Below are 20,833 nucleotides of genomic sequence, written 5' to 3'. Positions count from 1 at the left end.
GTTTGAAGGAAGTCTCATTTCTGAAAACATTTTCGACTATTATTTCATATCATTGTAATTTCAGTCGTTGATTTTGGCTCAGGGAGAGAAATATGAAGTTTTTAAAACGGGGCGTGGCGCTGGCGTTATTAGCCGCATTTACGCTGGCAGGTCAGCCAGCTCAGGCGTACGAAAAAGATAAAACCTACAAAATTACCATTCTGCATACCAACGATCATCACGGTCACTTCTGGCGTAGCGAATATGGGGAATACGGACTGGCGGCGCAAAAAACGCTGGTGGACGGTATTCGTAAAGAGGTGGCTGAGGAAGGGGGCAGCGTACTGCTGCTTTCTGGTGGTGATATTAATACCGGCGTACCGGAGTCCGATCTGCAGGATGCGGAACCTGATTTCCGCGGTATGAACCTGATTGGCTATGACGCGATGGCGGTCGGAAACCACGAGTTTGATAATCCGCTTAGCGTATTGCGCCAGCAGGAAAAATGGTCCAAATTTCCGTTTCTCTCGGCCAACATTTATCAGAAAAGCTCCGGCGAGCGTTTATTTAAACCGTGGGCCATCTTTAAGCGCCAGGATTTAAAAATTGCCGTACTTGGTTTAACCACTGACGATACGGCGAAAATTGGCAACCCCGAGTTCTTTACCGATATCGAATTCCGTAAACCTGCTGATGAAGCCAAACTGGTTATTCAGGAACTGAATATGGGTGAAAAGCCAGACATCATTATCGCGACCACCCATATGGGACATTATGACAACGGCAACCACGGCTCGAACGCCCCTGGCGATGTCGAAATGGCGCGCAGCCTGCCAGCAGGTTCGCTGGCGATGATTGTCGGTGGCCACTCGCAGGATCCGGTGTGTATGGCTGCGGAAAATAAGAAGCAGGTTGATTACGTACCGGGTACGCCGTGTGCGCCAGATAAGCAAAATGGGATCTGGATTGTACAGGCACACGAGTGGGGCAAATACGTGGGCCGGGCGGACTTTGAGTTCCGTAACGGCGAAATGAAAATGGTTAACTACCAGCTCATTCCCGTTAATCTGAAGAAAAAAGTGACCTGGGACAACGGTAAAAGTGAGCGCGTACTCTACACCCCGGAGATTGTTGAAAATCAGCAAATGCTTTCGCTGCTGACGCCGTTCCAGAATAAAGGTAAAGCGCAGCTCGACGTGAAAATCGGTAGCGTCAATGCGCGCCTCGAAGGCGACCGTAGCAAAGTCCGTTTCGTGCAAACCAATATGGGGCACTTGCTGCTGGCTGCGCAAATGGCGCGAACCAGCGCTGATTTTGGCGTGATGAGCGGCGGCGGTATCCGTGACTCCATCGAAGGTGGCGATATCACCTATAAGAGCGTGCTGAAGGTACAGCCGTTTGGCAACATCGTGGTGTATGCCGATATGAGCGGGAAAGAAGTGATTGATTATCTGACCGCGGTGGCGCAAATGAAGCCGGACTCCGGAGCCTACCCGCAGTTTGCCAACGTCAGCTTTGTAGCGAAAGACGGCAAACTTAACGATTTGAAAATCAAAGGCGAACCTGTTGACCCAGCCAAAACCTATCGTATGGCAACGCTGAGCTTCAACGCCACCGGCGGTGATGGCTATCCGCGCATTGATAATAAACCAGGCTATGTGAATACCGGGTTTATTGATGCGGAAGTGCTGAAAGAGTACGTACAGAAGAACTCACCGCTGGATGCCAGTGCGTATGAGCCGAAGGGTGAGGTGAGCTGGCAGTAACAGGGCGGAGTGCCGGATGGCGGTGCTGGCACCTTATCCGGCCTACAGGTCAGTGCGATTTGTAGGCCTTAAAGCTGCGCGCCATCAGGCATTCATTCTATAACCGCTTAATCCCGGCGGGCGATATCGGCGAATTTCGCATCCAGAATTTTCGCCAGATCGCTCGCTGCCAGTTCGATATCCAGCCCGCGTTTGCCGCCGGAAACATAAATGGTGTCAAACGTTTGGGCAGGCGCATCGATAAGCGTCGGCAATCTTTTTTTCTGCCCCAGCGGGCTAATACCGCCTACCAGATAGCCTGTAGTGCGTTGCGCGGCCATGGGATCGGCCATATCGACCTTTTTGGCACCCAATGCTTTGGCAACCTTTTTGAGATCCAGTTGACCTGCTACCGGTGTGACGGCGACCGCCAGATGCTTCATGTCGCCATTCACGGCAACCAGCAGCGTTTTGTAAACCTGGTCCGCGTTCAGACCTAACTTTCGCACCACTTCATCACCAAAGTTCGTCTCGGACGGATCGTGATCGTAGGTGTGGATCTGGAAAGAAATTTTGTTTTTTTCGAGTAATTTAACGGCGGGTGTCATAGCAATTTTCCTGGCCCAGACAAAATACGACTCAAGCATACGCCTGATGTCTGTCTAAAAAATAGTACCATCTTGCGCAATAGTATTGGCAGGATGATGACTTTGAGCGACAATCGAACTACACCGACGCTTTAAGCGCCGGGATCATAATAATGATGAAATTCCTCTTTGACGGGCCAATAGAGATATTGGCCATTTTTTTTACCGTAACATCTCCGGCAAATTTCCTTCTCCGTATAAATGCAGTGCGCCAACGGCCACGACGTAGTGACCAGCAGGCATCGCTCTGAGCCGATCGCGCCAGGCTGTGTTGCGTTGATGCATCAATACGTCATACAACGACTGGCTAAAGGTATTGGGAAGCGTCAGTTCGCTATTGTGCGGCGGCGTTTCAAGCCACCAGCCCATCATCTGCTGTAGCAGTCTGGCATTGGTATGCCAATGCGTCAGAGTATCGTCCAACAGGGCCAGTCCGTTATCAGGCAACTGACATAACAGCTCGATTTGACTGGATGCGCCTTCCAGTTCGATTATCGGTTTATGCGCCTGTTTAGCCGCATTCAACAGTTGATAATCAATCCCGTATTCCGCTCGCAGCCCTAGCTGCTGTGCCTGCGTTGCCTGTAATACCATGGCAATTTGCCACAACGGCTGAGTAGATAACAGGGATGGGGAAATGCCCAGTTCGTTGGTGACTTTACGCAGGTTTTCTAACTGCTCCGGGCTGAGACGTTCTTCGAGTGCAGCAAAGATCGGAAGGTTGGCAAACGGCGCGTCGTCACCGGAAACATCCGCTTCGACAATCAGCGCATCGGCATGCTTGAGCTTTTTGAGTAATTTGGCAGGCAGAGGCGCCATATCGCGGCTGCCCATGTGAATGCTGCCAATCAGATGAAAATGGCGGTTGCCGGGCAAAGAGATGTCGATGGCAGGCCAGGTATAGTGGTTGCCGCGCAGTGCAGACCATAATGCTTTTACCCGGTATAACAAATCCATACGACCTCCCTAAGTGGAGAACCATGCTAGCGCGTGGCCGGAAAAGTCGCAATGTGTGAATTGCCGGATGGCGCAGTTGATAGCGCCATCCGGTAAAGGGTTACTCTTTAGGTTTGAAGCGCAGCAATCGGTTCGCGTTGCTCACCACGGTGATGGAAGAAAGCGCCATCGCCGCCCCGGCGACTACCGGGTTGAGCAGCGTGCCGGTGAACGGCCACAGGATCCCAGCGGCAACCGGGATGCCGATGCTGTTGTAGATAAACGCGCCGAGCAGGTTCTGCTTCATATTGCGTAGCGTTGCCCGGGAGATAGACAGCGCATCCGCAACGCCCATCAGGCTATGACGCATCAGCGTAATCGCGGCTGTTTCAATCGCCACATCGCTGCCGCCACCCATGGCGATCCCTACATCGGCCTGAGCCAGCGCAGGTGCATCGTTGATACCGTCACCGACCATGGCGACCTGACGCCCCTGGCTCTGCAGACGCTTGATCGCCTCGGCCTTACCGTCCGGCAGAACGCCCGCAATCACCTCGTCAATACCCGCCTCTTTGGCGATGGCGTTGGCGGTCGTTGGGTTGTCGCCGGTCAGCATCACCAGACGATACCCGGCGCGGTGCAGGCGCTGGAGCGCTGCCACGCTGTCGCTACGCAGTGGATCACGAACCGCTAACAGCGCCGCCGCTTTACCATCAATCGCCAACAGGACCGGAGTTGAACCCTGGGAAGCCTGAGCGGTGATTTCAGCTTCCATTTCAGTGGTATCAACCTGCTGTTCATTGAGCAGAGCCTGATTTCCCAGCAGCAACGTATGGCCTTCGGTCTCTCCGCTGACGCCTAACCCGCGCAGCGTACGGAAACCGTTGACCTGCGGCAGCGAGACATCGCCTGCTTTGTCCAGAATCGCCCTGGCCAGCGGGTGGCTGGAACCCTGTTCAAGGGCTGCAGCCAGACGAATTGCCCGCGCTTCATCGGTGTTGCCAAACGTTTTGATGGCGACAACCTGCGGTTTGCCTTCAGTCAGCGTCCCGGTCTTATCAAAGACGAGAGTATCGAGCGTGCTGGCGCGCTGCAGCGCATCGGCATCGCGTACCAGTACCCCAAACTCAGCGGCACGCCCCACACCGGAAATAATCGACATCGGCGTTGCCAGACCCAGCGCACAAGGGCAGGCGATAATCAGAACGGTGGTGGCAATGACCAGCGTATAGACAATCTGCGGTGCTGGTCCAAAGAAATACCAGATAGCCGCACTGACCAGCGCAATGGCGACCACGACCGGAACGAACACCGAGGAGATACGGTCGGCCAGTTTGCCAATTTCCGGTTTGCTGCTTTGCGCTTGACGCACCATACGAATAATGCGTGACAGCGTGGTGTGACTGCCAACGGCGCTGGCGCGGAACAGCACGCTGCCGTCCTGTACGACCGTACCGGCGTGGACGCTATCGCCTTCACCTTTTTGCTGAGGAATCGGCTCACCGGTGAGCATAGCTTCATCCAGCCAGGCTTCGCCCTGGGTGATTTCGCCATCGACCGGCACGCGGTCGCCGGTGGTCAGGCGCAACAACATTCCCGCCTGAACGTCTGCCAGCGGCACGTTCTTCTCACCTTCGTCAGTAACGACGCGTGCGGTCGGTGGCGTCAGATCAAGCAGTTTTTCCAGCGCTTTGGACGAGCGCTGGCGAGCCCGCGCTTCCAGCATGTGTCCGAGGTTAATCAGACCAATAATCATGGCGCTGGCTTCATAATAGAGGTGTCGTGCTTCCATCGGGAACCATTGCGGCCAGAGGTTGACGCTCATGGAATAGAGCCAGGCCACCCCTGTACCCAGCGCGACCAACGTATCCATAGTCGCGGTGCCGTTCATCAGGCTTTTCCACGCATTGCGGTAAAAGTGACCGCCCGCGAAAACCATCACCGCAAGCGTTGCCAGACCAATCGCCAGCCACAGGCTGCGGTTGTCATCGCTCACCATCATGTTGTCGCCAATCATTCCCCATACCATGACAGGGATACCCAGCAGCAGCGCGACGGCTGCCTGCCAGCGAAAACGTTTCATGGTTGCCACGGCGGTTTCTTGCTGACGCTCGCGGCGCTTAGCATCATCTTCAATGGCTTCTGCGCCGTAGCCTGCTTTTTCTACCGCCTGCACTAAATCTGCGGCGGAGGCACTGCCCATTACCAGCGCAGTGCGTTCCGCCAGGTTTACCCGTGCCTGGGTGACACCCGGTACGCTTTGCAATGCATTTTGTACACGGGTCACACAACTGGCGCAGCTCATGCCGTTTAACAGCAACTGTTGGCTGTCATCATCAGCCGTAGCTGCCGGAAGCTCGGAAGGGACCGCTGCCAGTGCTTCCGACGGGATTGATGACTCCGTCAGCGGTTTAGCCTTTGGGTGGCTTAACTCCGCGCCGTAACCGGCTTGTTTGATGGTTTCAATCAGCGCTTCTGCGCTGGCGCTCCCGGTAACATGGGCCTCTGTCACGGTAACATCCGCTTGCTCAACATCCGGACGTTTTTCCAGACTTTCTTTAACGCGTTTTACGCAGTGACCACAGGACAAACCGTCCAGGGTTAGATCGATTGTTTGAGACATAACCAACTCCTTCATTGCAGGTTTAACTGACTGTGATAAAGGTTAAACCTTCCAGCAAGGGGAAGGTCAAGGGTGTTTTTAGAAAAGATGAAAAAAGGGGCGAAGGGGGAAAAAACGGGAACGTCACCTCAGAGCGTTCCCGGTCTGTTATTGATTGAGAACGATAAGCGGCGTTCGATGCTCCGGTTCATTTATGACCGTGAGATCGGCACCGTACAGCGCGTTCAGCGCCCGTTGCTTCAGGACATCCTGCGGATACCCGTTATCAATAATCCTGCCGCGTTCCATCAATACCACGCGGTCGGCATAACGCGCTGCGAGGTTGAGATCGTGCAGGACGCAGCAGACGCTAAACTGCCGTTCACGCACCAGGCGACGCAGCAGACGAAAAAGGTGCTGCTGGTGGTGAATATCCAGGGCGGAGGTAGGTTCATCGAGAAATAACCATTTGGGCCGAGGCACGGGCTCCCAAAGCTGAACCAGCAGACGTGCCAGCTGTACCCGCTGTTGTTCTCCTCCCGACAGATGCCGGTAATCGCGCGCGGCCAGCGCCTGGCAGTCGCACAACGTCATGATGTGTTCCGTTTCATCGCCCGTATTGCGCGTGCGATACGGATGCCTGCCCATGCGAATGACTTCCTGCACGCTAAACGGGAAGGCCATATGACTGTTCTGGCGCATCACGGCACGGGTTTTTGCCAGCTCGGTGATTGACCATTCGTTCAGCGGCTTGCCGAATAAGCTACAGCGCCCACTGTGAGGTTGCAGATAACCCGTGAGCTGGCGGAGCAGCGTTGATTTCCCGGCGCCATTCGGGCCCAGAATCGCGATAATCTCTCCTTCAGGTAGCGTCAGGGAAACATCGTCGGTCAATCGTCTGCCCTGAATGTGGTAAACCAGATTTTCAGCAACGATCATGACACCCTCCGGCTACGCAGTATTAACCACAGAAAATACGGTCCTCCGATCAGGCTGGTTAACAGACCAACGGGCATTTCGGCAGGCTGCACCAGAGTGCGGGCCAGCGTATCGGCAATCAGGAGTAGACAGGCGCCCGCCAGTGTCGAGCAGGGAATCAACCAGCGATGATCGGCACCGGTAGTCATTCTGATCAGATGTGGGATCACCAGGCCAATAAAGCCAATTACGCCGCTGACGGAAACGGCAGCACCAACCAGTAGCGAGCTGAGCAACAGTAACTGCTGGCGCTTACGTTTGACGTTCACGCCGAGGTAATGCGCCTCTTCATCACCCAATTGCAGCAAATTAAGCGTGCCCGCCATACAGACGGAGACAGCAATGGCTGGAAGAACAAAGGTACTGGCAACCAGCAGCGTTGGCCACTGGGCCTGGCCGAGATTGCCCATCATCCACAGCGTAAGTTGACGTAGCTGTTGCTCATCGCCCACATAGCTCAGTACGCCAATAGCCGAACCGCACAAAGCATTGATAGCGATACCGGCTAACAGCAGTTGCATCATTCCGCCGTGGCTATGACGCTGGCTTATCAGGAAAATAATCGTGCAGACCACCATGCTGCCCGCGACGGCAAAAATCATCTGCTCATACAGCACCAACACCACGGGAAACGAAAAGGGGATAACTATCGCGATACCGACCATCAGCGCGGAGCCGCTACTGACACCAAGCAGGCCAGGATCGGCCATCGGATTGCGAAAAAGCCCCTGCATGATAACCCCTGCCGTTGCCAGCGCTGCGCCTACCAGAACGGCCAGCAACACACGGGGCAAGCGGATGTTCAACCAGATGTCACGGTATTCGTCGTTGAACAGCGCGCTGAAGCTAATGTTCAGCGCCCCCTGGCTGGCTCCGAAGAGCATCAGAGCGACCAACAACAGAGAAAGACCCGTCAGAATGCTGACGGAAGAAAGCGAGTCCTTAAGCACGCAACGCTCCATAACGTCTTTGCGGCGCGAAGTTCCCGCGCCGCGAGGGGTTTACGCGGGTTTCAGTCCTGGCTCAACCAAACTGTAAATCTGGTTATTGAGTGACGGGGCTGTAGCCAGTTCGTGAATGTGCCTTGCAACATCTGCACGCATCACAAAACCATGGCACTCCTCGGCCTGTATCCGTTGCGCCTGACCTGTGGCTGCACCGTTCAGCAAACCGCCGGGGCGGAGAATGGCGTAGTCCAGTTGACTGGTTTGTAGCCAGCTTTCAGCCAACGATTTTTCGCGTACCGCCTGACCAAATGCGGCCCTGGCGCGTGGGGACAAAAAGGGCCAACTGTCGCCACAGCCAAGCGAAGTCACCAGAATCATGCGTTTAATCTCCGCTTTTTCTGCTTCATCAATGACGGTTCTGTGCGCCAGATAATCCTGGGCACCGCCCATGGAGGAGATCACCGTGGCATGTTGACCCGCTGCGCGACAGGCACAGGCGGTGACCTGGCTGTCGCAGGCGTCGCCAATGAAGACCTGCACACCTTTTTCCTGCAACCCGGCAGCGACCTGCGCGTTGCGAACGACGGCAATCACCGGACGTTGTTCCGCCAGTGCGAGTGCCAGTGTTTTCGCGCCGACGCCGCTACCACCTGCACCAAAAATGAGCCATGGAGCCATCAGGCATGTTCCTTTAAGGATGAAGACAGCGCGTGAAAGGCGCTGACCTGGTCGGCCAGTAGCTGACGATGCTCATCCCGACCGAGGAAAATTTTGAACATAGCGCTACCCGCCTGGTTAAAGAAGAGAATGGACGCGGTGTCCATGCCCATAAATTTGCGTTCAATCAGGGCGATATGTGTGCAGTTTTCTGCCTTGATATGACCGGTCATGCCTTTTTTGCCGCGCAGGTTGAAGTAACCGTGGCGGTGGAATCCTGAAGGTAATTCACCCGTGAATTCCAGTATGACATCAGCAGTATGGACCAGGGTGGTGACTTTGCCCCATTCGCTGACGGTTTCCCAGACGGTATCAAATTGATCGCCGGAAACCAGCGTCGGGGAGGGGAGGTTTTTCACCACCTCCAGCAGCGTGGTGTTGTACTGGGCTGCGATAGCTTCCAGCGTACCGTCCGGCTCAGTTTTCAAAAAATCCTGTAAAGAGACATGGCTCATACTTCACTCCTTTTATGGTTGCTCTACCGCAATGCGCGGCGCGTTAAGTGCCTGAATCAGTTCATCAAGAGACTGCAAAATATTGCTCGCCCAAAAACGCCCTTCATTGGTCAGGCGTACACAGGTGCTGGCATCTCGCGTCAGTCCTGCGTGATGCCACTGGGTCAGTAGCGGGGTCAGTTTTTGTGCATGAGGTGTCAGTTCATCCAGCGGGACGCGGGCCGTTTCAATACCGGCCTGGAGGGTGTGTCGCCACTGGAAACCACGCTCGGCGGTGCGCATCATCATCATGAGCGGTTTTTTTCCGGCGGCGATGGATTCATGCCATGTGGTCAGATTGCGCTCGACCATCCAGGAATAGCCATTGACTGATCCTCCTGCGCCAGAGCCGAATGCCAGACAGTCTGCGCCCTGTTTAATCAGCAGGTTGTACAGATTGCGTTCCCGTGTGGTGCGCGCCCAGTGGCTGTTGCTGATGCAGCGCCAGCCCGCGTTGTCCATAAAATCGCAGCCCTGAAGATAGAGGTCGCGACGTTCGGCAGGAGAGGGAACCGTTGTGCGCCCGGTTTCAACCGCTTTGCCAAGCGGTGTATTAGGGAGCAGGTTCAGAGCATAAAGATCTACGCCGTCGAGGCCGATGTCGCGGGCAATCGCCAGATCCTCGCTCCACACCTTTGCGTCCTGTCCTGGCAGACCAAACAGCAGATCGCAGACCACGGCGGCTCGATCCCGTTTTACCAACCCCTGCATAAAGGCCATCGCGGTCGGGCCGTCCGAAGTGCGCGCCATTTTCTTGCGGATCCGGCTGTTAAATGACTGAATGCCGATCGAAAATCGATTGGCGCCAGCGTCAAGGCAGGCATCTATTCGCGCATCGTCAAAATTGAGTACCCGCCCCTCAATGGTGATTTCGCAGTCCGGCGCCAGCGGTAGCTTGTCACGTAGTGCGGTGATGATTCTGGCCAGATCCCGTGCCGACAGCGCAGACGGTGTACCGCCGCCAAAATAGACGGCGTGAATCGGGGCCGACTGATGCAATGCGCTATCGGCTTCCATCTCTATTTCGCGTAATAGCGCGTTGGTGTAGCGGGCGCAGTGATCCTCTTCAAAGCGGTTTTGATAAAAACCGCAGAAAGTACAATGTGTTGCACAAAAAGGGATATGCAAGTACACCAACCGTTTCCGCGGTGGGGTTGGCTGGCTGATGACCTCCAGCCAGGTTTGTGACAATAGCTCTTTGGCAACCGGGATCGCCCCACGCCAGGGCATCGAGGCGCGGCGATCCTTAAATGGCTGGCTTCCCTCGAGCGCAAAATGCGCGGTGAGATCCAGCGAGTGTTCAGTTTTCATTGTTCTTTATAAATCCAGTTAGTGAGGCCAGAATTGCTGGTACAGGGCTTCAACCGCATCGGCGACGCGCGGCCCCATACCCAGAATCAGCGCCTGGTCAATCGCCACAATGCGCTGGTTTTTCCAGGCCGCAGTGTGGGTAATCCCGGCAATCGTGCTCAGGCGAGCCAGACCGCCATCCACCATTTGCGACGTCACCACGATCACCTCTGGGTTGGCGGCGATCAGCGATTCCGCGCTGTAGCTTTTGTACTGTGCGTGAGTGGCGACATTTTGCGCGCCAGCGAGGGTCATAATGGCATCGGCAACGCTGCCTTTTCCGGCGACCTGTGGCGCGCTGCCGCCAGCGGAGAGAATGAACATGGCTTTGACCGGCGCGTTTTTCGCTGCCACGTTGTGCTGAACGCGATCCAGACGTTGACGTATGCGATCGATCAACGTCTCACCTTGTTCGGGAATGCGCAGGGTTTGAGCCAGTTCCCGAATGTTGGCGTACATCTGTTCGACGGTGGCCGGTACGCGCGGCAACGTCACGACGTTAACTTTTTGCGCCCGCAACTGATCCAACACGATTTGAGGGCCAGCATCCTGCCAGGTGATAAAGCTGTCCGGATGCAGCGATAAAATGCCCTCGCTGCTTAACTGCTTCCAGTAGCCGATATGCGGGAGTGCGGCAGTTTCGGGTGGATACGAGGTGGTTTCATCAACGCCGACCACCCGGTTGCCGATGCCCATGGCGTATATCAGTTCGCTAAGAGAGCCGCCCGCCACCACCAGGCGGTCGGCGGACTGGGCACTGAAAACGCAGGCGAGGCTCAGTAAGCCAATCAAGAGTTTTTTCATCGTCAGAAATTCCACGCAAAGCCAACGGCGGCATTGAAACCAGCGTCTGGAATAGATTCATGCGCGGTTCTGTAACGCTTGTCGGTCAGGTTGTTGAGCGCGAGGTTGACCTGATACTGATCCTGCGGACCGAACTCGGTGTTGAATGCAAGGTTAAGCGTGGCCCAGCCTGGGTAGTTGATTTCCGTGGTGCCGGTATTATCTTTGGCGCTGGACGCCGCGCGGATAAAGACATCGGACGTCAGGTTAGCGGCGTTCATCAACCAGGTATGTTTCAGGCCGACGCGCCCGGTCAGAGTGGGTTCGCCGGTATCCCAGGTTTTAAGGGTATTGCCTTCGTACTGACGGCGAATGAGATTACCGCTCAGGTAAGGTGAAACTGCCCAGCCGTTGTATTCTGCGGTGAGTTCCATGCCCCAGGTTTTGGCCCGATCGATGTTGTCGTAGTAGTAATAGCCGCCCCGTGAAGAGGTGGTATTACCGCTGCATACGGGTTGACCTGAACAGGCCAGGCTGGCGATATAGTCTTTGGCTTCGGAGTAATAAATGGCGCCGTCAATCAGCCACATATTCCCTTTATACCGTGCACCCAGCTCATAGTTATTCGAGTGTTCCGCCTTCAGGTTTGGATTGCCGTAGGTTACGCTGCCGCCTGCGGACGTCTGCATAAACAGCTGAGTCAGCGTGGGGAAGACATAGCCCTGGGCATATGCAGCCCGGAGTTCAAGATCTTTAAAACCGGAATAGCGTAGGCTGGTTGAGGTCACCAGTTCATCATCGTGAACGGAATTTCCTCCGGTAGATTGCCAGGTGCTGCCGCTGCTTTGCAGGGTTTGCGTATCGTTGCGCTTGAGCTTCGAAGACAGCCAGTACTGGCGTGCGCCTACGGTCCACGTCCAGTCATCGGCAAAGCGCCAGTCGTTTTGCGCGAACAATGAGGTGTTGCTTTGCTCCGCTTCGTTGTATGACAGGGTACGTGTTTGCGTATCGAAGAAGCCGGTAGCTGCGGTCTGGCGCGTACTGCCGTCCGTGTCCTGTTTTATTTTGTCATGCTGATATTGAGTGCCAATCACCAGCTCGTTGTTAGCAGGCAGGGAGAAGTTGCTCTGTAGCGTTACCCCTTGGGTATACTGTTTGTCGTTGGTATTGGTCTGATTGCTGACCGTCAGCGCTTTAATCATCGGGCTGGGGATAACCTGGGTCGTTTTGACCCGGTTTTCAAATTTGCGCTCTATTGTCTGGCTGTATGCGTCAACATGGATGTTCTTCAGGTAATCCCCATCGGCCGCGTAGTCGTAGAAAAGACCGATTTTCTCGCGTTCCAGCTTAGGTATTTTGACGCTAAAGTCGTCGAACTGGCCCTCTGGATCGTCAAACCAGGTTTGAGTAGACAGTTTGTAACGATCGAGGGAGAGCCCAATTTTGTGGCGATCGAAGTTGTAACCCAGCCATACGCCCTGGCCATTATTACGGAAGTTGGTGTTGGGCAATCTTCCGTCAGGCGTATCGCGGTCCCCCTGGTCGGAATAGCTGCCATTGATGCGGTAGTCAAAGTTTCCGATGCTGCCCCAGGCCGCTGCCGACTCTTCCCATCCTGCCGTTGCGGAGTTATAAACAGCCTTAACGCTGCCGCCGAGAGGCTTATCACCGCCTTTTTTGGTAATAAAGTTTACGACACCGCCAATCGCCTGCGAACCGTAGAGGACAGAATAGGGGCCTTTGACCACTTCAATCCGTTCCAGCGCGGATTCGTCAATCAGCAAACCGGCTCCGTAGTTTTGTCCGGCACGTTGGTAACTGACGACCTGGCCGTCGATCAAAATCAGCACCCGCGAAGACGCTTCGCCACGGATACGAATTTGTTTCCGCCCTGCGAGGGCGTTATCGGTGACTTCGACGCCGGGAATATCTTGTAAATCATCAGCAATAGAAACGCTGGTGGAGTTTTGCAGCGTCTGGCGATCGATAACCTGGATGGTTGCTGGGCTATCCCAAAGGCTACTTTCTGTGCGGTTAGCCGTGACGATAACCGTGTCTTCGTCAGACGTAGAAGCGTGTGTTGGAGAGGTAGCTGCAAAAGCGGCGCCGGACATGCATAATGTCAGGGCTGAAAGAATAAATGGCCTTTGGTTATTCCGTGGCAACATAAGAGAACCTTTATTGAATGTAAATGATCATCATTATCATTCGCGTTTATATATAAAATTGTTTCCCTTTGTTCAAGATGAAAGATGTAGAACCAATATATCTTTTGATTTGAGTCAATTTCGTGCAGTCATTAAATGCATAAATGTGATCTGAATCGGATATAACAATGTGAATTAAAAGGATTTGTGCATCGCGGTAATGGTGGGAAATGTGCAGGGTTCTCGGGTAAATCATTAGGACAATCTGGGCTATAATGGGGCTCAGTACCAACAAGATCCGCGGGGGAAATGTGAATATTAGCGATGTTGCGAAAAGAACCGGTTTGACCAGCAAAGCGATACGTTTTTATGAAGAAAAAGGCTTAGTGACGCCGCCGCTGCGTAGCGAAAATGGCTATCGCACATACAACCAACAGCATCTGAATGAACTTACGCTGCTGCGCCAGGCACGCCAGGTGGGTTTTAATCTCGAAGAGTGCGGCGAACTGGTGAATCTGTTTAACGATCCGGCGCGTCATAGCGCAGATGTGAAAAAGCGTACCTTAGAAAAGGTCGCGGACATTGAGCGGCATATCAGCGAGCTGCAGGCCATGCGCTTGCATTTGCTGGCACTGGCGGAGAGTTGCCCTGGCGATGACAGCGCCGAATGCCCGATCATTGATAACCTCTCCGGCTGCTGCCACCATAAAGCGAAGGCTTAACGGCGAGGGGGATTAAGCATAAATACCACCGTCCCGCGGTACCACGGGGATTTCTCAAGCTGCGCTTCAGCCTGCGGGTCCCGGCTACCGTTTTGCACCAGCCCCAGCTTAAACGGAATGCGCAGACGACTGAGTGCGGGCAGATACGCCTGATAATTCGTTACCGTATGACGGCCCTGATAGCTCTGGACCACCAGTTCATCGACCGCCAGCGCATTCAGCGTGGCGACGTCGCCCGTTTTTGCCCAATCCAGAAGTCCAGTCACGCCAAGTGCAAACTCGGCCGGTAACTGTTGGCGTAATTGCTGCAGAAAGCGGGCGTAATCGGCAAGCTGATGGGTCGCCGCGTCAAAATCAACCTGCAGGCCGACTACATGATTCCCGGCGGTCTGCCAGCGTTGCATCAATCTTATGATGCGAGCCGGGATCGCCTCCGGTACGTCGAGCGTGGTAAAGCGCACGGTCAGCCAGATCGAGGGAAAAGACAGGCGGCTGACCGGCAGCCCGAGACGCTGGAAAACCACGTTACCCGAACGAACCAGCACCTCACCCTGATGCAGATAGACCGTTTGTGCGTCTTTCAGCTCATCACTGGCCTTCACGCCTGACCACAGCCAGAAGGCCGGATGCTCACGGGCGGCGACGATATCCGCCGCCTGCGGCTGGCCTGTCAGCAGCGCGGTTACCAGTAGTATTTGAGTTTTTGCGCCCACGGACTTCCCGGATACTGCGTTTTCAGTTGGGTGAACCAGCCTTTACGCTGTAGTTTATCCACTTCCTCACCGCCGCACTCGTTAGAGCCTGACGGCGCATAGCACATGATGGCGCGATACAGCGCGAAGCTCTTGTCTTCAACCTCTGCTTTCGGCGAAGTGATTACCTGCTGATAGTAGCTTTGCCTGTCGAACTGGCCGAACGGCTCCTTGCGCGATATTGCTGATTCAAGTACGTCGTTGCCAGCACTGTTTTTCCACAAATCGACGTGGGTTTGCGTGGTGCGGAAGAATTCACCTAAGCAGTTCAGCGCGTGGGCATCATCCGCTTTTTTGCTCAATACCGTTACCGTTTCATTGAGGCTGCGACAGGTGTAACCGCGCTCGGCAGCGTCGCCGTTCCAGTCGAAAATACTCAGATTAACGTCATCAAACGCGTCGCCAATAACCGGCGGAGTAATGGCGCTGGTCAGTTTTCTGTCATTCAACCAGTCGCCAAAGCGGTTTTCGGTAAGATCGCGTACCAGCAGCGTATGCAGGGCGATGGTACGCTCTTCATTGTTAGGTCCATGGATGGCCTGCTGGCGCAGCAGTTCAGGCGAGGCCTGTGTTTTCAGTATCTGCGAGCGAAAACGCAGGTTGGTTACTGCGCTTTCTGGGGCAAATACCGCCGCCACGTCGCCGCTATAAACCAGCGTTGCGGCGAGCTTAGCCTGTACATACTGCTGCTGTTCGTTGTCCTGGCTGAGTTTTAGCAACTGCAGCCAGAAATCACGCGCCGCGCTCCAGTTCTTCTGGCCCATCAGCGCTTCGCCGTACAGCACTTGTTCGCTGAAGGCGAGGGTATCGTGAACGGCAAGTTTCTGCGCTGGCGTAACTGCCTGAATAATCGCCGCGTAGTTCTCCGTCGCCAGCCACAGATTCAGTTGCAGATCGCGCCATAGCGGCAGTTTTTGGCTCTGCTCAAACACCGGTTTGCTGGCATCGAGCTGCGCCTGGGTCAGCGTGGGTTTACTGTTGTTATCCAGACGCATCGCGCGCAGCAGTTCGATATAGCTGACAAGCGGCGCATCGGGGAATGCTTCCACCACGGACTGTTCGTAGAACGCCATACCGTAGACATTATCGTATTCGATGACTATTTCTCGCAGTTGCCGAGCGTCAGCCGACTGCTGGAGCGTCTGCTCATACAACCCGGCCAGCTGCGGCCACGCCTGTAAATACCAGTTGATGCGACGCAGCATACCGCGCGCGGAGTCGGCATACAGGCCTTGCGGGAAGCGTTGCAGGTAGGTTTGTGCCTGCGTCTGAGCCTGAGTCGCGTCCTCGCGGTTAATTTTTGCAATATCAAAATCGCCGTACTCGCCCACGCTGTTCTGGCTGCTCTTGTTCAAGGCCGCACGCATCAGCATGTATTGCGCGGTCTCTGCCAGCCACGGGCGCTCACTTTTGGCAAGCTGAGTGAAATCCCGTTCGGCGCTGGCATAATCACCGGCATAGAAACTGGCAGCTGCGGCCAGATAATTTTTATAGGACTGAGCCGGTGAATCAGCCGGGAGGGTGGCAAGTGAAGACTCAATTTGCTCGCGGGTTGCCCCGGATAGCAGCCCCGTACGCGCCTGGGCTAAGGCCTGGCGCTGTTCCGCCGTTAACGTCGGGTCGGCCAGCAGTGCGGCAAAAAATGCGCTGACGCTCTCGGTGTTATTTGAAACATGACGGTTCTCAAGCTCAGCGTCGTTGACGTTTATTTCGTCTGCGCTAATGTTCAGTTCGGCCATCTGTCGGGAGAGTGGGCTGTCTGCGGCGGATGCCGGCGCAGCGGCTGGCTGCGGGGCTGCCTCATCCCATTGCGGGTGATAGGCAAAATAGAAATCCCGGGAGCGGGTGATATCCGCTGGCATTGATTGCACCGGCAGAGCAAATGATTTTTCCTGACTCAGCAGCCGCAGCAGGTTGTCGCGACTGTCGTTTTCAGGGTTAAAGGTCGGCGTGCCTTTCAGCAGGCAGCTGTCGTCGCTCCATTTGCAGTCTTCCATATCGAAAGAGGCGAATGCCTGCGGGGCGGCGGTCAGTAATGTGCAAAGGGCAAAGGCAAGGGGTGTCTTCCTGACCATAGTCTTATTTCCTGTCTTTTTAATGTGATACCGCTTTAATAATCAGGGTTATCCCTTCAACGGCAATGACTTCAACCTGCGTACCGGCGCTCAAATCGTCGCTGGCGCTAACGGGCCAGGAACTGTCGCCGACGCGCATGTGTCCGCGACCATTGACCAGGGCGGTTTCCAGAATAAATCGTCGGCCAACCAGCTGCTGTCCGCGCTGGTTAAGATGGCTGTCGGCGGGTTTCTGCTCCTGAACGCGCCTTGCCAGCCATTTCCACCACAGCCACGCCGCCAGCAGGGTGAGGGCGGCGAACATCGCCCCCTGCCACGGCCAGTCTAGCGGAACGAGCCAGACGACCAGACCGGTAATTACCGCCGCTACGCCGCTCCACAGCAGATAGCCGTTGCCGCCCAGCATCTCGGCGGCGAGTAGCAAACCGCCGAGGCTGAGCCAGAAGATGTGCGGATGCACCAGAATCATCGCTATCATGATTTTTTCCGCTCGCTGGCGCTGTCCTTAACCAGTTCGGCGATCCCGGCAATAGAGCCCATCAGGCTGCTGGCATCCAGCGGCATCATCACCACTTTGCTGTTATTCGACGAGCCGATATGCTGCAGCGCTTCAGTGTATTTCTGCGCCACGAAGTAGTTCACTGCCTGAATATCCCCAGCGGCAATGGCCTCAGACACCATCTGCGTTGCGCGAGCTTCGGCTTCTGCTGAACGTTCACGCGCTTCAGCCTGTAAAAACGCGGACTGGCGTTCACCTTCCGCTTTAAGGATCTTCGACTGTTTCTCACCTTCGGCCTTGACGATTTCTGCCTGACGGATCCCCTCGGCCTCAAGAATGTAGGCACGCTTGGTACGTTCGGCTTTCATCTGCGCGTTCATCGCGTCGATAAGTTCTGCCGGAGGACGCACGTCGCGGATCTCGATACGGGTGATTTTGATGCCCCAGGGATTCGTGGCTTCATCAACAATATGCAGCAGGCGCGTGTTGATGTTGTCGCGTTGGGAAAGCATTTCATCGAGTTCCATCGAACCGAGAACGGTACGAATGTTGGTCATGGTCAGGTTGATAATCGCCAGTTCCAGGTTGCTGACTTCATAGGCTGCTTTCGGCGCATCGATCACCTGAATAAAGCACACGGCATCAATTGCGACGTTGGCGTTATCTTTGGAGATGACTTCCTGAGAAGGGATATCAAGCACCTGTTCCATCATGTTGATCTTACGACCAATGCGGTCCATGAACGGCACAACAAGGCTTAAACCCGGTTGCAGGGTTTTGGTGTAACGGCCAAAACGCTCTACCGTCCACTGATATCCCTGCGGGACGATTTTGACGCCAGCGCCGACGATCACCAGCGCGACAAAAATAAGAATAGGAATAAAAATGAGCATTGATGAAACCTCCTGTTGTGCTGTCCTTTACTGCCTCATTAATCAAATTATACCCGATTTATCAAGGTGGGCTCCCTTATAATAAATTACAGGCATAGACTGTCTGCACGAAAGATGTAAAAAAGGAATGGGTAATGGAAGAAAGCAGCATTCTGCTTCAGTTAAAAAATGTCGCATGGCAGGCAGGGGAGACGCAGGTTCTCAATAACATCAGTTTTGATCTCCGCGCCGGAGAATTTAAGCTGATTACCGGCCAGTCCGGCTGCGGGAAAAGTACGTTACTCAAGATTGTGGCGTCATTAATGAGTCCGACTGCCGGTGAAATTCTCTTTGAAGGCAAGGAGATCAATACCCTCAAGCCGGAAACGTATCGCCAGCAGGTCTCCTATTGTGCGCAAACGCCTGCTTTATTTGGTGACACCGTTTACGACAACCTCATTTTCCCCTGGCAAATCCGTAACAAACGTCCGGAGCCGGATGCGTTTCTGAGCGATCTGGCCCATTTTGATCTCCCCGAGACGATCCTCAAAAAAAGCATCAATGAGCTGTCCGGTGGCGAGAAGCAGCGCGTCTCGCTAATTCGTAATTTGCAGTTTCTGCCCAAAATTCTGCTGCTTGATGAAATCACCAGCGCGCTGGATGAGGCTAATAAACGTAATGTGAACGAATTAATTCACCACTATGTTCGCGATAAGAATATTGCGGTGCTGTGGGTGACGCACGACAAAGATGAAATTACGCATGCGGATAATGTCATAACCCTTCAACCGCACGCCGGAGAAATGCAGGAAGCACGCAATGAACGAGCATAATATTACCAATGAGTCCCTGGCATTAGCGATGATGCTGGTGGTGGTGGCGATTCTGATTAGCCACAAAGAAAAACTGGCGCTGGAGAAAGATATTCTCTGGAGCGTTTGCCGGGCAGTGGTTCAGCTGATTATCGTCGGCTATGTGCTGAAATATATTTTTGGCGTTAACCACAGTATTCTGACCTTACTGATGGTGCTGTTTATCTGCTTTAACGCGGCTTATAACGCACAAAAGCGCAGTAAATATATTGATAAAGCTTTCCTCTCGTCGTTTATCGCTATCACGGTGGGGGCGGGGCTAACGCTGGCGGTGCTGGTTTTGTCTGGCTCTATCGAGTTCACGCCGATGCAGGTCATCCCGATCTCCGGCATGATTGCAGGCAATGCGATGGTGGCAGTGGGGCTGTGTTACAACAATCTGGGACAGCGGTTTAACAGCGAACAGCAGCAAATTCAGGAAAAACTTAGCCTCGGCGCGACGCCGAAAGTGGCCTCTGCGCCGCTGATTCGCGACAGTATTCGCGCCTCGCTGATCCCAACGATCGACTCTGCAAAAACGGTAGGGCTGGTAAGTTTACCGGGGATGATGTCCGGGTTGATCTTCGCGGGTATTGATCCAGTAAAAGCGATTAAATATCAGATTATGGTGACGTTTATGCTGCTTTCTACCGCCAGCCTGTCGACCATTATTGCCTGCTACCTGACTTATCGGAAGTTCTATAATTCGCGCCACCAATTAGTCGTAACGCATTTGAAGAAGACGTGATGTGATGCCGGAGGGATCGGTATTGGTAGAATTTGTATGCCCGATAAGCGCAAGCGCCATCGGGCAAAATCAAACGGATTAGTACAACAGTGCGTACAGTTGGCGGCGGTATTTTGAGGCCAGCGCATCGCCGGTTCCGAGTGCGGCAAGGATCTCCTGGAAGGTCTTACGTGCCTGACCGTCGGCAGCAGTGAGATCTTTCTTCAGGTGGCTGAACAGCAGTTCCAGTGATTCCTCGTTACGTCCGACCTGATGTAACTGGATGGCTAGTTGAGTTGCCAGCACCGCATCCTGCGGATTGCTGGCGACTTGCTGCTGCAGCTGTTGGATTTCCGGCGTATCCGCCGCCTGCTTCAGCAGTTCTATCTGCGCCACCAGTCCCTGATAGCGGGTGTCCTGATCCTGCAACGGAATGGTTTTCAGCACCGCTTCGGCATCGTCAGAACGATTGAGGGCGATTTGCGTTTCCGCCAGCAGCAGGCCAATTTCGCTGCTTTGGTTGGAGATCTGCCAGGCTTCTTTCAGCAGCGGCAGTGCATCCGCGTGATTACCGGCTTCGATGAATTCGATAGCCTGACGCACTTTCAGCTCTTCTTCGCTCGGCAACACTTTTTCCAGCAGTGCGCGGATAACCTCTTCCGGCTGCGGGCCCTGGAATCCGTCCACTGGCTGACCGTTCTGGAACAGATAAACGGTAGGGATGGCGCGCAGGCCAAACTGAGAAGCGATCATCTGCTCGGCGTCGCAGTCGAGCTTGGCGAGAATAAACTGACCGTTGTACTGGGCGGCAAGGCTCTCCAGTACCGGCGTCAATTGCAGGCAGTGCTGGCTGCGCTCAGACCAAAAATAGAACAGGACCGGCGTGGTCATCGACTGTTCAAGGGTCTGCTGCAGGTTCGATTCGTTAATGTTAACAATATTCTGTGTGGACATGGAGTTACTCTCTTTTGTCGATTTCTTGTTACATGGGGGCTGACGCTCGTGCTTCA

General features: G+C 54.5%; 19 protein-coding genes. 4 read left to right on the top strand and 15 right to left on the bottom strand.

Annotation, left to right across the window (positions count from 1 at the left end):
• Positions 1-92: 92 nt before the first annotated feature.
• Positions 93-1,745, top strand: a complete 1,653-nt coding sequence (gene ushA, locus GUC46_RS17415) for a bifunctional UDP-sugar hydrolase/5'-nucleotidase UshA (RefSeq protein ID WP_016149719.1) — start codon at positions 93-95, stop codon at positions 1,743-1,745.
• A gap of 107 nt (positions 1,746-1,852) precedes the next feature.
• Here ushA and ybaK read toward each other — a convergent pair whose 3' ends face one another.
• The 10 genes from ybaK to GUC46_RS17365 all read right to left on the bottom strand — a co-directional run bounded on the left by ybaK (position 1,853) and on the right by GUC46_RS17365 (position 13,346).
• Positions 1,853-2,332 (bottom strand): Cys-tRNA(Pro)/Cys-tRNA(Cys) deacylase YbaK, encoded by a 480-nt coding sequence (gene ybaK, locus GUC46_RS17410; protein ID WP_048233194.1) that lies wholly within the window; start codon positions 2,330-2,332, stop codon positions 1,853-1,855.
• Positions 2,333-2,533: 201 nt separating this feature from the next.
• Positions 2,534-3,328: a TraB/GumN family protein gene (locus tag GUC46_RS17405; protein ID WP_016149720.1), complete on the bottom strand. Its 795-nt coding sequence runs from the start codon at positions 3,326-3,328 to the stop codon at positions 2,534-2,536.
• Positions 3,329-3,428: 100 nt separating this feature from the next.
• Entirely contained in the window at positions 3,429-5,930 is a 2,502-nt protein-coding gene (gene copA, locus GUC46_RS17400) for a copper-exporting P-type ATPase CopA (protein WP_160180556.1), read from the bottom strand.
• A 147-nt stretch (positions 5,931-6,077) separates the two neighbouring features.
• Entirely contained in the window at positions 6,078-6,848 is a 771-nt protein-coding gene (locus tag GUC46_RS17395; RefSeq protein WP_048233197.1) for a heme ABC transporter ATP-binding protein, read from the bottom strand.
• Positions 6,845-7,837, bottom strand: coding sequence for an iron ABC transporter permease (locus GUC46_RS17390; protein WP_071696862.1), 993 nt, complete (start codon positions 7,835-7,837; stop codon positions 6,845-6,847). Before GUC46_RS17390 ends, GUC46_RS17395 begins: the two co-directional genes overlap by 4 nt.
• 51 nt (positions 7,838-7,888) lie before the next feature.
• On the bottom strand, positions 7,889-8,512 hold the full coding sequence (gene chuY / locus GUC46_RS17385; RefSeq protein ID WP_003021809.1) for an anaerobilin reductase: 624 nt from the start codon (positions 8,510-8,512) through the stop codon (positions 7,889-7,891).
• Positions 8,512-9,006: a heme utilization cystosolic carrier protein HutX gene (hutX, locus tag GUC46_RS17380; RefSeq protein ID WP_003021812.1), complete on the bottom strand. Its 495-nt coding sequence runs from the start codon at positions 9,004-9,006 to the stop codon at positions 8,512-8,514. The genes chuY and hutX overlap by 1 nt, the downstream gene beginning before the upstream one ends.
• A gap of 12 nt (positions 9,007-9,018) precedes the next feature.
• Positions 9,019-10,356: a heme anaerobic degradation radical SAM methyltransferase ChuW/HutW gene (hutW, locus tag GUC46_RS17375; RefSeq protein ID WP_160180554.1), complete on the bottom strand. Its 1,338-nt coding sequence runs from the start codon at positions 10,354-10,356 to the stop codon at positions 9,019-9,021.
• 18 nt (positions 10,357-10,374) lie between these two features.
• A complete protein-coding gene (locus GUC46_RS17370) occupies positions 10,375-11,199 on the bottom strand; it encodes a hemin ABC transporter substrate-binding protein (RefSeq protein WP_087879039.1) in 825 nt (274 codons plus the stop codon).
• Positions 11,200-11,201: 2 nt separating this feature from the next.
• The gene (locus GUC46_RS17365; protein WP_003021819.1) at positions 11,202-13,346 is read right to left on the bottom strand and encodes a TonB-dependent siderophore receptor; all 2,145 of its coding nucleotides are present in this window, start codon (positions 13,344-13,346) and stop codon (positions 11,202-11,204) included.
• Between the two features lie 290 nt (positions 13,347-13,636).
• Here GUC46_RS17365 and cueR point away from each other — a divergent pair, with 290 nt between their 5' ends.
• A complete protein-coding gene (gene cueR / locus GUC46_RS17360; protein ID WP_003021822.1) occupies positions 13,637-14,047 on the top strand; it encodes a Cu(I)-responsive transcriptional regulator in 411 nt (136 codons plus the stop codon).
• On the opposite strand, the gene GUC46_RS17355 is transcribed toward cueR, so the two are convergent.
• From GUC46_RS17355 to GUC46_RS17340, 4 genes are read right to left on the bottom strand one after another with little or no spacing between them, the layout of a single operon-like run.
• Entirely contained in the window at positions 14,044-14,760 is a 717-nt protein-coding gene (locus tag GUC46_RS17355) for a DUF3142 domain-containing protein (protein ID WP_044699397.1), read from the bottom strand. The genes cueR and GUC46_RS17355 overlap by 4 nt on opposite strands.
• Entirely contained in the window at positions 14,730-16,874 is a 2,145-nt protein-coding gene (locus GUC46_RS17350; protein ID WP_057101245.1) for a hypothetical protein, read from the bottom strand. The genes GUC46_RS17355 and GUC46_RS17350 overlap by 31 nt, the downstream gene beginning before the upstream one ends.
• Before the next feature lie 19 nt (positions 16,875-16,893).
• Positions 16,894-17,352 (bottom strand): NfeD family protein, encoded by a 459-nt coding sequence (locus tag GUC46_RS17345; protein ID WP_048233207.1) that lies wholly within the window; start codon positions 17,350-17,352, stop codon positions 16,894-16,896.
• Complete coding sequence (locus GUC46_RS17340) at positions 17,349-18,266, bottom strand: SPFH domain-containing protein (protein WP_003021835.1); 918 nt, start codon at positions 18,264-18,266, stop codon at positions 17,349-17,351. The genes GUC46_RS17345 and GUC46_RS17340 overlap by 4 nt, the downstream gene beginning before the upstream one ends.
• Before the next feature lie 134 nt (positions 18,267-18,400).
• Here GUC46_RS17340 and fetA point away from each other — a divergent pair, with 134 nt between their 5' ends.
• Together fetA and fetB are read left to right on the top strand one after the other, a co-directional pair.
• Positions 18,401-19,078, top strand: coding sequence for an iron ABC transporter ATP-binding protein FetA (fetA, locus tag GUC46_RS17335; protein ID WP_003021838.1), 678 nt, complete (start codon positions 18,401-18,403; stop codon positions 19,076-19,078).
• Entirely contained in the window at positions 19,065-19,844 is a 780-nt protein-coding gene (fetB, locus tag GUC46_RS17330; protein WP_003835795.1) for an iron export ABC transporter permease subunit FetB, read from the top strand. The genes fetA and fetB overlap by 14 nt, the downstream gene beginning before the upstream one ends.
• Before the next feature lie 78 nt (positions 19,845-19,922).
• Here the strand turns inward: fetB and GUC46_RS17325 are convergent, their stop codons facing one another.
• On the bottom strand, positions 19,923-20,777 hold the full coding sequence (locus GUC46_RS17325; protein WP_160180551.1) for a co-chaperone YbbN: 855 nt from the start codon (positions 20,775-20,777) through the stop codon (positions 19,923-19,925).
• Positions 20,778-20,833 lie beyond the last annotated feature (56 nt).

The sequence above is a fragment of the Citrobacter sp. LUTT5 genome (assembly GCF_009905315.1).
GTDB lineage: Bacteria > Pseudomonadota > Gammaproteobacteria > Enterobacterales > Enterobacteriaceae > Citrobacter > Citrobacter freundii.
This window is presented reverse-complemented; position numbering and strand designations above follow the sequence as displayed.